13 protein-coding genes and 1 riboswitch are annotated in these 12,561 nt (G+C 32.7%); of the genes, 7 read left to right on the top strand and 6 right to left on the bottom strand.

The genetic code is table 11. The annotated features are described in order from the left end of the window. Positions 1 to 447: 447 nt before the first annotated feature. Positions 448 to 555 carry a DUF3789 domain-containing protein gene (locus tag V7097_RS09360; RefSeq protein ID WP_335703339.1) on the bottom strand — a complete coding sequence of 36 codons (108 nt, stop codon included), beginning with the start codon at positions 553 to 555 and terminating at the stop codon, positions 448 to 450. A gap of 50 nt (positions 556 to 605) precedes the next feature. Further along, positions 606 to 690: riboswitch (cyclic di-GMP riboswitch) on the bottom strand. Between the two features lie 292 nt (positions 691 to 982). On the opposite strand from V7097_RS09360, the gene V7097_RS09355 reads away from it, so the two are divergent. The 7 genes from V7097_RS09355 (at position 983) to tagU (ending at position 6,271) form a co-directional block, all read left to right on the top strand. Continuing rightward, complete coding sequence (locus tag V7097_RS09355; protein WP_335703338.1) at positions 983 to 1,294, top strand: hypothetical protein; 312 nt, start codon at positions 983 to 985, stop codon at positions 1,292 to 1,294. Positions 1,295 to 1,376: 82 nt separating this feature from the next. Beyond that, a complete protein-coding gene (locus tag V7097_RS09350) occupies positions 1,377 to 1,598 on the top strand; it encodes a hypothetical protein (RefSeq protein ID WP_335703337.1) in 222 nt (73 codons plus the stop codon). Beyond that, the gene (locus tag V7097_RS09345) at positions 1,570 to 2,133 is read left to right on the top strand and encodes a hypothetical protein (protein ID WP_335703336.1); all 564 of its coding nucleotides are present in this window, start codon (positions 1,570 to 1,572) and stop codon (positions 2,131 to 2,133) included. Before V7097_RS09350 ends, V7097_RS09345 begins: the two co-directional genes overlap by 29 nt. Before the next feature lie 174 nt (positions 2,134 to 2,307). Next, positions 2,308 to 2,583 carry a hypothetical protein gene (locus tag V7097_RS09340; RefSeq protein ID WP_335703335.1) on the top strand — a complete coding sequence of 92 codons (276 nt, stop codon included), beginning with the start codon at positions 2,308 to 2,310 and terminating at the stop codon, positions 2,581 to 2,583. Between the two features lie 132 nt (positions 2,584 to 2,715). Then, on the top strand, positions 2,716 to 3,858 hold the full coding sequence (locus V7097_RS09335; RefSeq protein WP_335703334.1) for an acyltransferase family protein: 1,143 nt from the start codon (positions 2,716 to 2,718) through the stop codon (positions 3,856 to 3,858). A 385-nt stretch (positions 3,859 to 4,243) separates the two neighbouring features. Then, complete coding sequence (locus tag V7097_RS09330) at positions 4,244 to 4,765, top strand: hypothetical protein (RefSeq protein ID WP_335703333.1); 522 nt, start codon at positions 4,244 to 4,246, stop codon at positions 4,763 to 4,765. A gap of 549 nt (positions 4,766 to 5,314) precedes the next feature. After that, a complete protein-coding gene (tagU, locus tag V7097_RS09325; RefSeq protein ID WP_335703332.1) occupies positions 5,315 to 6,271 on the top strand; it encodes a polyisoprenyl-teichoic acid--peptidoglycan teichoic acid transferase TagU in 957 nt (318 codons plus the stop codon). A 291-nt stretch (positions 6,272 to 6,562) separates the two neighbouring features. Here the strand turns inward: tagU and V7097_RS09320 are convergent, their stop codons facing one another. The 5 genes from V7097_RS09320 to V7097_RS09300 form a co-directional block, all read right to left on the bottom strand. After that, positions 6,563 to 7,588 carry a GDP-mannose 4,6-dehydratase gene (locus V7097_RS09320; protein WP_335703331.1) on the bottom strand — a complete coding sequence of 342 codons (1,026 nt, stop codon included), beginning with the start codon at positions 7,586 to 7,588 and terminating at the stop codon, positions 6,563 to 6,565. Beyond that, positions 7,569 to 8,939 (bottom strand): UDP-glucose dehydrogenase family protein, encoded by a 1,371-nt coding sequence (locus V7097_RS09315; RefSeq protein WP_335703330.1) that lies wholly within the window; start codon positions 8,937 to 8,939, stop codon positions 7,569 to 7,571. The genes V7097_RS09320 and V7097_RS09315 overlap by 20 nt, the downstream gene beginning before the upstream one ends. Positions 8,940 to 9,207: 268 nt before the next feature. Next, entirely contained in the window at positions 9,208 to 10,515 is a 1,308-nt protein-coding gene (locus V7097_RS09310; protein ID WP_335703329.1) for a lipopolysaccharide biosynthesis protein, read from the bottom strand. A gap of 88 nt (positions 10,516 to 10,603) precedes the next feature. Beyond that, positions 10,604 to 11,716 (bottom strand): glycosyltransferase family 4 protein, encoded by a 1,113-nt coding sequence (locus V7097_RS09305; RefSeq protein WP_335703328.1) that lies wholly within the window; start codon positions 11,714 to 11,716, stop codon positions 10,604 to 10,606. A 55-nt stretch (positions 11,717 to 11,771) separates the two neighbouring features. Next, a partial coding sequence (locus tag V7097_RS09300) for an O-antigen ligase family protein (RefSeq protein ID WP_335703327.1) occupies positions 11,772 to 12,561 on the bottom strand: 790 nt, incomplete at its 5' end.

Genomic DNA, 12,561 nt, shown 5'->3' with positions numbered 1-12,561 from the left:
ATTAACTGTATTAGCAGAGTATACAAAAAGGGATATTTGGCTAATAATCTTAATCTCAATAATCATTCCAAGTATCATTCATCAAGTATTCAAGACCACACGAATAACATCCAAACTATTCTTAGGAATTCAATCTATACAAAAACAAAAGCCGCCAATCATATAGTTGTGAAAGGCGGCTCTACATGCTAGATTGCATGTACTTGCAAATAATATTTAGGTTTAGTAGATGTTAATAAAGTACCAGTTTTCAACAAGGCCACTGAAAAACTAACGTCAATTTCTCACTTATCAATTACTTCTTAGTAATTAAAAAAGGGAAGCATTTGAATATTTTTGCTTCCCTTTTAATGTTTCATTAAATCAATTATTGTACTTATTTCTTTCTTGTAGTAGTGTGCCAATGAGTAATAATCTACCAAAAAATCTAAGGATGTTTCCTAGATTCTAAATTTCTTCTGACATTTCATCTGCCCGCTTCGATACTACCATTAGGCTCATAATGAACACTGAAGCGATACTACCTAAGGTTAGCCCCAAAATAAATAACAACATAAAAAATGCCTCCTACTAAGGTATTTCACAAATCGTAGAAGGTTCTTGTATTCGGCAACTGGCTGGCATCATCCTAGGATTTTAGCCCCTATAGTTTTGCGCCGCCACCTTTCAATGGCTTTGCCCTTTCGTACGATTTATGCCTTTTATCCTAGCATAACCCACTATTCGAAAATGAACAGTGCCTAAATACCTATATTAAGTAGTTATCTTTTCCTTTGTATCCAAAAATACTTTTTCATTACTACTCTATGACAAGCGTTACTGGCTTGCGCTTAATGGCAAGGTGTATGTCTACGATTACCAAATTAAAGAATGGTACATCTACGACAATATACACGCTTCATCATTCATGGTGTTTAAAGGTTATTTGTATTTTGGTAGCTCAAAAGATAGGATGGTCTACCGATTCAAGAAGACAGAGCATTTGACACCTTATAATGATGATGGAAAACCTATTAATGCGTATTGGTGTTCTAAAATGTTAGATTTCAATGTTCCTGAACGATATAAAATTATAAATCGTATCTTTTATTCATTAAAACCAAGTGACCATACATCTTGTAAGTTGTATGTTCGAACAGATAGAAAAGATGTAAGCTTTGTAGATCTAAAACGTGGGGATAAATTAATTTTCCTAATTTTTGATTTTACTCGTTTTTCTTTTAAAGCTTCAGATGTACAACAAGAAATGAGTAAAAAGTTAAAAGAGAAAAAAGGTAACACACTTCCAAATTAGACTCGAAAATAACGAATTAGACGAAAGTTTAGGTGTGACTTCATTAGGCATCAAGTGGAACACACAAAACGAGGTGAAATAGATGTTTACCAAAATAAACAACTTTGTAAAGAAAATTACAGATTTGCCCGACATCCCTTCTCCTACCTATACTGCCTCTCAATTAAAAGAACAGTTTAAGACTCCTTCTGATGAATTACAAGAAGCTCATAATCGATTGGTTGACGAATTAACCGCAGAGAGTGCATCAACTAATATCGGAGCAAAGAAAACGGATGGAACGTGGTGTACTTTATGGCGCTAAAGCTGGTGACATATTGAAAGCCGTAAGACAAGGGCAAGCTATACAATTGTTTGTTAACAATGTCCTGTCATCAACTTTTGTTTTAAAACCTGAACAGTGCTATATTCTCCCCGAAGATAGACCAATAATGGCAGGCGTATCATGGAGAGATAATACACGAAATGTATTTTATGATTCCGTTAAAGTCTATCCAGAATCCAAGCCTAAATATATGCACTTATCAACCGATGATGTAATAGAGATGTTGAAAGAATTAAGCACAGGTAATTACAATTCAGTGTGGGATCATCCTATCTTTGGATTTTTCAAGGCGATGCACGATAAATATGGTGCGGTGTTTTCTTTGTATTGTTTTAATAAGGATGGTAGTTGGAATTTAAGTCAAATGACTACCAAGTTTAAGGATGAATTTAGAAAAGCTTCTAGTTGGTTCAGATTTGGATTTCATGCTTATGAAATGGCAAGTAGGTATGATAGATTCTATCAGTTCAACAGATGCGCTGAATCATTACAATTTATTCCTGAACGCAATTAAGAACTTTGCATCACCGTACTGTATCGATGTTATGCTGAGAATACACTACTACACAGGGAATATTGATTCCGTTAGATTGTGGAGAGATGCAAGAGTGGGAGTAAAAGGTTTTCTGAGTGCCGATGATACGAGGGCAGTAGTTTATTATTTAAACAGTTTGCAACGTGATATACTTTGGTGAAATGTGATGATTTATATGATCCTGTTGAAAAGTTATATTTCGTACGTACTGACGTTCGCCTTGAAAATCATTCTAACCCCATTTCAGTATTAGAATCACGTAAGACAGACAATACGTATGCAGGACAACAGAACATTCAGTGTATTTTCACTGATGAACAATACTTATATCAAGAAAGCATGAAAACAAAGATTGATAACGCATGTAAATGGGCTTTGGAAAATGGCTATACTTTTGCGTTCCCAATGGATAATATCCAAGAGTGTTAATTCGGCTGTTTATTTAGGTATAAGGTTAGAAAAATTTACTATTATATAAGATAAAAAATGTCTAATTGTGTCTTTGCTGATTTAACTCATTAGTATAAACTATAATAGTTAAATTAAAATTGAGGTGAGTAAATGAATCGTTTAGAGCAATTAGACTCGATAAGAGGTATTGCTGCTCTTATTGTTTTTATTAATCATATGTTTTTAATCTTACCTATCTTTACAAATGAAATTGAGGACAGTAACTTGTTTGTAGGTTTATTAAAAAATAGCCCTCTAAGCATTGTATGGGCTGGACATGTAGCTGTTCTTATCTTTTTTATTTTAAGCGGATTTGTACTTTCATTAGCTTTTTATTATAAACCACAAAGATACAAACCCTTTTTAATTAAACGGTTTTGTCGATTATACATCCCGTTTATAATTGTTTTGCTTCTATCAATATTATTGAATCTTATCTTTTATCAAGGAGAAATTAAAGAAGCAAGTAATTGGATAAATAATCAGTGGTCAAATATTAGTTGGGAATCTATTCTTTCACATGTACTATTTTTAGGTAATTATGATACCCATGTGTTTAATCCACCGATTTGGTCTCTAGTACATGAAATGCGGATTTCAATAGTGTTTCCTTTTATTATGTTTTTTATTATTCGTTATAAATGGAAATCAATTTTTGGGGCATTTGCACTGTCGATTATCGGTTTCGGTTTAAGTGTATTAACTGGTGCATCAAATATTGACCTGTTTATTACTCTACACTATGCATCTTTGTTTATCTTAGGGGCATTATTGGCAATGTATAAAGATACATTTAGTGATTGGTATCAATCACTGAGTAAGAATACTAAATTTATTCTAGTTTTATTTAGCCTATTACTTCTCACCTACTCCTATTGGTTTATGCCGAATGTAAATATACTTCACATAAAAATAATTAACGATTGGGTTTCAGCCGTAGGAGCATTAATTATCATAGGTGTATCTTTGTCATCAGCAACATTAATTGGATTCTTAAAAACAAAATTTGTATTACAAATGGGTAAAATTTCATTTAGTTTTTATCTTACTCATTTCGTAGTGTTACTAACTTTTCTTTACACCTTATCCGGAACTCTGCCTATTTGGATGATTTGGATCGTGACTTTCGTAACTACTTATGCCATTTCAACACTGTTATATAATTATGTCGAAAAGCCATCCATAATTATCGGTAGGAAGTTTGCTTCTCCGAAAAATATCGAGAGTAGCAAGAATGGATTAAAAGTAAGTTAAGTTATCGGGTAAAAATGTGACAAGAATAATAATATTAACCTAAAAACCTTCGGTTACTCTATGTATCCGAAGGTTTTTAGGTGATTTATTTTTTCTTTCCACAACTAATACACTTTTCACTGTAATAATCATATTTATGGTATCTACAAAAAAAACAAATGATAGATTTTAACTTTTTCATGTTCTGTTACTCCTAAGATGTTTAGTTTATATAATCAATCATAATGGTTTAATGTTATTCACCTATTACAAACCAATAAAAAAATATGACAAAGTTATTAAAATAAAGCTATAAATGATTAGTTGGAAGAAAGAAAGAGCGACATAAAGATTTTTAAGGATTCTCACTTTGAGAGTCCTTTTAATTTGTAAAAGGGGTGAAATCATGGCAACAATCCCAACAGATGTAAAACAACGTATCAATGATATATACAATCAACAATGTAATACCCAATTAGGTGAATTACGAGCAGAGCAACAACGTGAAACTACTGCCATTAACACACAGAAAAAAGAAACATGCCAACAGTATTATGACAAGAGAAATCAAGCCGACGTAGTCAACTTTCAAAATGGTGTATCACTTGATCTTGTCGGAGCAGTTAAAGAAGGTTATGAAAAAGGTGAAGGTGGTACTGGAAGCAACATCACGAATGCAGGTGCTTCATTATTAGGCGAGGTTGTCGGTAACATTCCAGGAGGAAACTTATTAACAAACCAAGTTAACACCGATAAAAAAGTCCCTTTCACTGATCTTCAATACAAAGAGTTGTTTGGGGAACGTGATCCTAACCGTTTTGGAACAGGTTTAACGGTTGCTAAAACAGTCCAAGACCCATTATTCGAAATTTTACCTTATGGCGCTTCGCAAGTTCGGAAAACTACCCAAGGCGTTGACGCAATCTGAATTGAGGCTGTATATAAAGGGGACAATGGTACTATTCCTTTTATAAGGCCGAAAAGCGAATTACAATATCCAGTCAAAACAAATCCATTGAACAATTTAAAAATAGCTACTATGGGACCAAGTTCTACATCTGACGCTAGGGAATATTATGATAATGAGCGAAAACCTCTAACCAAACTTATTTATCATTAATTTTTATGGTCTCTCTAGCACTCATCACTCCATGATTTAAGTCATTATTCATTGTAGAAACTCTCACCAATCTGCCTGTATTTAATATGAAACGAAAAGATCCGTCCCCAGGATCCCTTTTGATTACTATCAAGCTACTTTTCTTGTTCTTACTTCAAGTAGAACTCCACCAAATACAACCTTTCTTAGCCTAATTCTAATAGGTTGTAGCTATTGTTACAGTTTGTGGAATTTCAAGAAATTACTGCGACCACGTCTAACATTGATGTAATTCCATATTATTTCTATTGTTATCTCTATGAAACAAGATTATAATTCATAGTAGTTTACAATTTTAGACAAAAAGGGAGAAAAAAAGTGGAGAAACAACAAAAAAAGAAAATTAGCACAGGTAAGAAAATACTAATCTCTGTTCTTAGTATCTTTATTGTTATAATTCTTGGAGTCGGAGGGTATGCATATTACCTTTATCATTCAGTACAAAAAACAGCAGTAACGATGCACAAGCCAATTGACCGTGAAAAGTCTGAAAAGCGTACGGAAGAGATTGTTTTTGAAAAACGAGAGCCAATTTCAGTATTACTAATGGGGGTTGATGCACGTTCTGGCGATAGAGGTCGATCTGATTCATTAATCGTGCTTACTGTTAACCCTATTGATAAATCAATGAAAATGGTAAGTATCCCAAGAGATACAAGAACTGAAATTGTCGGTAAGGGATTCCAGGATAAAATCAACCATGCCTACGCATTTGGTGGCCCTGAAATGACAATTAATACAGTAGAAAACTTTTTAGATATTCCAATAGATTATTTTGTTCAGGTAAATATGGAGAGTTTTAAGGATATTGTTGATGCAGTTGGTGGAGTAACTGTAAATAACGGCTTTGAGTTTAGTTCCAGTGGATACACTTTTAATAAAGGACAAGTTAATTTAAATGGTGACCAAGCATTAGCTTATGCTAGAATGCGCTACGAGGATCCTCGTGGTGACTTTGGACGCCAAGACCGTCAAAGACAGATTATTATGGCCGTAATTAATAAAGGTGCAAGCTTTTCTTCTTTAACAAATTCCGGTGAAATTCTATCTGCAATTGGAAAAAACATTCAGACCAATATGACCTTCGACGAAATGGTCGATATTCAAAAAAATTATAAAGAAGCACGACATAGCCTTGAACAGTATATGGTTAAAGGTAGCGGAACAAAGTTAGACGGTATCTATTATTACATCGTTCCTGAGAATGAGCGTACGTCTTTGTCATCCACGCTAAAAGAGCATTTACACGTAAGTGAAACAGTAACAAAAAAATAACCTAAGGTATAGATTTGGCCCGATGAGTAATTGCTCATCGGGCCTTTTATGGATAAAATTTATTATAAGTTTTCATCTTTAAAATATATTAAATTAGAACGCTCTCACGTAGACCGACCAAGCAATAAACTAGATCATCAAATTTACGACACCGAGCTATTGAACTTACAGGTTTCCATTGAAATATTTAATAACCATGTGCAAATATCCCTAACTTGACGAAGCAAAAGGTCTTGGAGTTTCAAAACGTCTCCAAGACCCAAGACCCAACAAATCAAAGCTTATTCAAAGTTATTTCACATCGTAATACTTTACATACCAATCAGCAAACTGCTGCAAACCTTCTTCAATTGATGTTTCAGGTTTGAATCCAACTGCTTGTTGTAATCGTTCAGTCGAAGCATAGGTAGCTGGTACGTCACCTGGCTTAATAGGTTCGAAAATCTTCTCAAACTGAACTTCTTTTCCTAGTGAGTTACTTAAGCACTTCTCTAGTGTTTCGATGAATACCATTAATTTCTCAGGATTATTGTTTCCGATATTAAAGACCTTATGCTGAACTTCACCTTCAGGTGGATTACTTAATAAACGAGTAATTCCTTCTACAATATCGTCAATATAAGTAAAATCTCTATAAAGGTCATTTTCGAAATCACCATTATTAAAGATCCTTATTGGTTCTCCTTTAAAATATTTATCCGCAAATCCAAAGTAGGCCATGTCTGGACGTCCCATTGGCCCATAGACCGTAAAGAAGCGGAGTCCGGTTGCAGGTATTTTATAAAGGTGGCTATAAGTATGTGCCATCAATTCATTTGATTTCTTTGTGGATGCATATAATGATACAGGGTTGTCCACAAAATCTGTCTCCTCAAATGGAACTTTTTTATTTGCTCCATAAACAGAACTTGAAGATGCGTATACAAGGTGATCAACTGGATAATATCTACACGCCTCCAGAATATTATAAAAACCAATAATATTACTTTGCATGTAAACATCTGGGTTCTCAATTGAATAACGAACACCTGCTTGTGCAGCTAAATTGACTACAACATTAGGTTTATACTCTGCAAATAAATCCATAATTAAGGATTTATCTGAAATATCACCTTTAATAAAGGTGAAATTATCAAAGGGTTCAAGGTTAGCCAATCTTGTATGCTTTAAATTAACGTCATAATAGTCATTTATGTTATCAATTCCGATAACCTGACATCCTTGCTCTAATAGATTTTTAGAAAGATAGTATCCAACAAAGCCAGCTGCACCAGTAACTAAATATACTTTACTAGAATTAAGCGTTTTGAAACTCAAGATGCTTCAACTCCTTCTGGACAGTTCTTGTTGTAGGTTTTCTTCCAATTGAATGATATTCCACACCAGCGTCCTGCATATCCTCGACACGATATATGTTTCGACCATCGTATACTAAAGGTGTTCTCATTTGTTCCTTATATGTTTGTGGTGTAACTTCTTTGATTTCTCCCCACTCAGTAAACACAAAACACACATTTGCATCCTCTAAAGCATGCTCTACATTAGATACATAAGTAATACTTCCTCTACCATGCTTGCCTTCTGGATGAACTTTTGCAAAGTTTTCGGCACCTATTGGATCATATGCATAGATATTTGCCCCTTTTTCCAATAATAATGGTACATTTTCTAGAGAAGCTGCTTCTCTTAAATCATCTGTTCCTGGCTTAAAGGTTAAACCTAAAACTGCAACCTTAAGGCCTTCTAATGTAATTAGACGTTTACTAGCTTTCTTATAGAGCATCGTTTTTTGTTCCTTATTTACATCAATAGCAGCTTTTACAGTTTTAAGTTCATAACCGTTTTGTCTAGCAATATACTCAAGTGCTTTGGTATCTTTTGGGAAACAAGAACCTCCAAAGCCAATACCTGCATTTAAAAACTTATTTCCAATACGTTGGTCAAAACTCATTCCTTTAGCAACATCTTGAATGTCCGCTCCTACTAACTCACAAAGATTAGCAATATCATTCATATAAGAAATCTTAAGAGCAAGGAAGTCATTCGATGCATATTTGATCATTTCAGCAGAACGTCTATTAACTGAAACGATTGGTAAATTGAATGGTTCATAGATCTTCATTAATAATTCTTCCGCCCATTTACTTTCAGTTCCAATTATAATTCTTTCTGCATGTAATGTATCATGTACTGCAGATCCCTGGGCCAAAAATTCTGGATTTGAGGCAACTTCTACTCTAACATCATTCACTAAAAAATCCTGAATAAACTGCTCGACCTTATCATTGGTTCCAACAGGAACTGTTGATTTAACAACTACAAGACAATCTTTTTCAACCGATTCCGCAATTTGTCTAGCTACTGTTGCAATATATGATAGGTTAGCTGATCCATCTGGTTGTTCAGGAGTTCCAACTCCAATAAAAATTGCATCTGCATCTTTATATGCCGCTTTGTAGTCTGTAGTATAATTAATTCTTCCTTCGGCATAATTTTTCTGCATTAAGCCCTCTAAATCTGCTTCATAAATTGGAGACACTCCAGATTTCATTAACTTAACTTTATCTTCATCTATATCCACACAGGTTACCTGATGCCCTACTTCTGCAAAACAAACTCCAGCTACTAGTCCGACATAGCCAGTACCTGCAACTGCTATTTTAAACATATTTTTTACCCACCCCATAATTTTATTAATATATCACAAATCACTATGATTCATTGTTCAATCAAGGATCGAAATTAATAGCTAATTTAAGTTGTTATAAAATATTTATAATATAATACATCATTGAAAAATATATTTTAATATACGAAACCCTCGTAAAAAAAATATATCAACAAAATTAATTATAGCCTTAAATAAAGATACTGAAAATGGTAATTCTTATAATGTTTTTTCTATATAATTCTCCAAAAATTCGGGTGAAAAATACTTACATTGTAACTCTTTCATTATTTCGATCATCAAACTTCTTACTAATTTGAAGTGTTATTAAAATAAAGCAAAAATGTAATAGTGCTCCTGACACTCCGAAAAATGCTATTGCCATTAAGTCGCTTGAAAACCAGTAATATCCAACGGCTAACGCTGCTATGCGGGTAATCAACATAAAAATTGAAAACTTTAAATGAAAGGCTTGGGCAGATAAAACAGGAATTGCGGATACACATGGTCTGTTCACAAATCCAAAGAAAGACCACAAGGCTATCCATCTTGCGTATTCTCCAGCAGTACCCCATTCTGCCCCAAATACTAGACTAAAGAGTGTTGGACCAAAGATTATTACTATTCCAAAAGGGATAATTCCAACTGCTCCCAATAAGTAAGTTGCTTTTTTTATCAACCCAGTTAAAGTTTCCCTATTGTTTGCAGCTTCAGAAATCCTTGGATAAAATACATCGCCAACAGATTTTCCAATTAACTGAGATGGCATATTAAGTACAGTTTTACCAATGGAATAAAATCCAGCTGAAGCAGGACCAAAGAAACTTGTTAATAGTAAAATTGGTAAACTTTGTGATAAAGCATTTATAGAAACTTCTGGTGCTTTAAATATTGGGAAATCCTTATACTTTTTTGCGAGCTCAATTATAGAAGTTTTCTCATTATTAGATTGAATCTTTTCTTTTGCAACTAGGTTTTTCCCACCTAATAATAACATTAATGCTTTTAATGCCTGCCCTAAAACTGTAATGAATATAAGTATAGCTGCAGTTGGATTAATTGTCCCAATCCCAATTTTACTACCCTGAATGATAATTGCCTGAAAAAATGTCACTTTAGCAGTAATTTTGAATGCTTTGATCCTTATTAACCATTGTTCCATTATTTGTAGTAATCCTGAAAATAATATAAACAATGGTACTAGGTATAAAAAAGGAGCTATAGCCTCTAATTGAAAACTATTGATTATAATATCTTTGAAAAAAAACAATATAAGTGTAACGAACATCGACATGATAAATGTAATAATTAATGAAAGCCGAATAACACCAAATGCTTCATTATTTTTTGCTGGTAGGACAATTGCAGTTGGATATGTCAATGCCGCAACTGGTGAAAGAATTCCAACAAGTGCTGTAAATACACCTAATAAGCCATACGCATCTGGGCCGTATATTCTGGTAATAATAGGAGATACGGCCATAGTTATTGCTTGTGCAGCTGCTGTCCCCGTTGCAATAATTACTATATTACGCACAAATGGACTTTTACCTATACCTTTATATATTCTTTTCATACTAAGCCCCTTTGGTGTCTAATCAATAAAAATAAACTATAAATTTTTCTCTTTTTACAAAATATTATTCATAAAGTCTAATAATAAACTAGTGGCTTATTTTTTCATATATAGCCATATAGTTTTCAGACATTTTTTTTGCACTCAGATGTTTCTCAATAACACTTATTGTAGAATTTTTTATTTCTTCATAATTGTCATTAGCAATTAAATCATTCAATTTAATTATAAGACTGTTTTCATTTTCAGTTTTAAACAGTACACCAATTTGATCATCAAATTTAAAGAATTCCTTGTGAGGTTCAATATCTGAAAGACAAATTGGCAATCCAGAGGCTAATGCCTCTAATACGGAATTTGGAAAACCCTCAGCTTTAGATGCAGAAATGAAATAGTCTGATGCTCTTAAATAATCTGAAACCTTATCTGTTCTACCTAAAATTTTGACATTATCATACTTTTGTGCGAAATGATTACATTCATTCCTTAAATGACCATCTCCAATTAATATTAATTCTCCGTTCTCACTTGCATTGCTGTTGACAAATCCTCTTATTACTTTTTCAGGATCTTTCCTTGAACTAAGATGTCCAACAGATATAATGATTTTTTTATCGTGTGGTAAATTAAGTTCCTCTCTTAATTTCTTCTTTTGTATGTCAGATATAGGAAAAAAATTATTTGTATCGACACCATTTTGAACAACACTTGTTTTTACATTATGTTTATCAACCATCTTTGAAATACTGTATGAACATGCAACAGGCGCCTCTATTTTTCTTAAAACATTTAAATGAACATATGCCATAAATTTACCGACTATTTTGCCATATGTCATAACATAATCCAATAGTGGATAGTTTCTTAAAGTAGCAACTCTTTTATATTCCTTTAAAAAAGATGCAGACATAAAATCTGATCTAATTCCTTGTGTGTGAATAATATCGGGTTTAAACTCATTTAATATTTTTTTAAGTTTTTTTGGACCAGTCAAAATTCCTTCTGCTCGGGAGAGTTGTAATGATTTAACCTCAATATTATTTCCTAGAAACTTTTCTATTAAAGAGTCTTCAGGTTCTGGTGATAATGTAATTACCTTAAAATTATACATATTCCGATCTAGGTTACTGACAATATTGAACAACTGATTTGTAGGTCCAGTTCTTTTTAAGGTTGAAACTAAATAAACAATATTTTTCATAACATGCCTCCTAAGTTTAGTATCAAAATTTTTATAAATATTGACCTACAAAAATTCAACTATATTTTTTCTTATATACTCTTATGAATGCAAAGAAGTACCCAAAAAAGAAATAAAAGGGTCTAAAATCGATTAATGTTGAAGGAAGATTAGCAACTATTAAAAATGATATTAAAAATATTATTAATGACGATTTAAGAAACTTAATAAAATCAGAATTATCCCGCATAAATTTAATAATTTTAAATAATCGTATATGCATATAGATAAATAAAACCGCACTTATTATTCCATATGATGCTAGTAATGTTACAATAAAGAAATGCAAACTCTGCTTTCTTTCTATCTCTGGATTCCATACATCTTGAATAATTATATTTCCTGCTCCAACTCCCATAAAATTACTTTCTTTAAATAATCTGATTCCCTCTTTTATCATGTGAATTCTTATATTAATTGAAGAACCAGTTCTATTTAATTGTTGAGCTATTGTCTCTCCAGTAGTCTCCTTAGTAATGACCCATAAAACGACTGGAGAAGATAGGATAACTAAATAAGTCAATATAATAAGAAAAAGCTTTCTACCCTTAACCTTATTTACCTTCATAAAAATAAAAAAGAATGCAGTAAGTTGTATAATAAATGCTAACTGTCCCAGCCTTGCTTCTGCGATGTGAACAGTAATAAAAATTAACGCTAATAATATTACATTCCGTTTAATTTTCATTTTCAATATAATTTCCGATAGCAGAAAGGGAGTAACAAATAACAAAAAGGTACTTAAATTATTTTCATTTGTATAAGTCGCTTTTGGTTTAAATCCTAATAAGTATTCTATTAAAGAA

Origin of the sequence: Bacillus sp. JJ1562, assembly GCF_036962705.1 — a bacterium.
Taxonomy (GTDB): domain Bacteria; phylum Bacillota; class Bacilli; order Bacillales; family Bacillaceae_L; genus Ferdinandcohnia.
Note: the sequence above shows the minus strand (reverse complement) of the source record. Positions and strands in the feature narration are given on the sequence as shown.

Coding starts and splice junctions, on each gene's coding strand:
- V7097_RS09345 (WP_335703336.1), top strand. CDS start 1,570: ATGGAACGTGGTGTACTTTATGGCGCTAAAGCTGGTGACATATTGAAA.
- V7097_RS09305 (WP_335703328.1), bottom strand. CDS start 11,716: ATGAAAAATATTGTTTATTTAGTTTCAACCTTAAAAAGAACTGGACCT.
- V7097_RS09330 (WP_335703333.1), top strand. CDS start 4,244: ATGGCAACAATCCCAACAGATGTAAAACAACGTATCAATGATATATAC.
- V7097_RS09350 (WP_335703337.1), top strand. CDS start 1,377: ATGTTTACCAAAATAAACAACTTTGTAAAGAAAATTACAGATTTGCCC.
- V7097_RS09360 (WP_335703339.1), bottom strand. CDS start 555: ATGTTGTTATTTATTTTGGGGCTAACCTTAGGTAGTATCGCTTCAGTG.
- V7097_RS09310 (WP_335703329.1), bottom strand. CDS start 10,515: ATGAAAAGAATATATAAAGGTATAGGTAAAAGTCCATTTGTGCGTAAT.
- V7097_RS09335 (WP_335703334.1), top strand. CDS start 2,716: ATGAATCGTTTAGAGCAATTAGACTCGATAAGAGGTATTGCTGCTCTT.
- V7097_RS09315 (WP_335703330.1), bottom strand. CDS start 8,939: ATGTTTAAAATAGCAGTTGCAGGTACTGGCTATGTCGGACTAGTAGCT.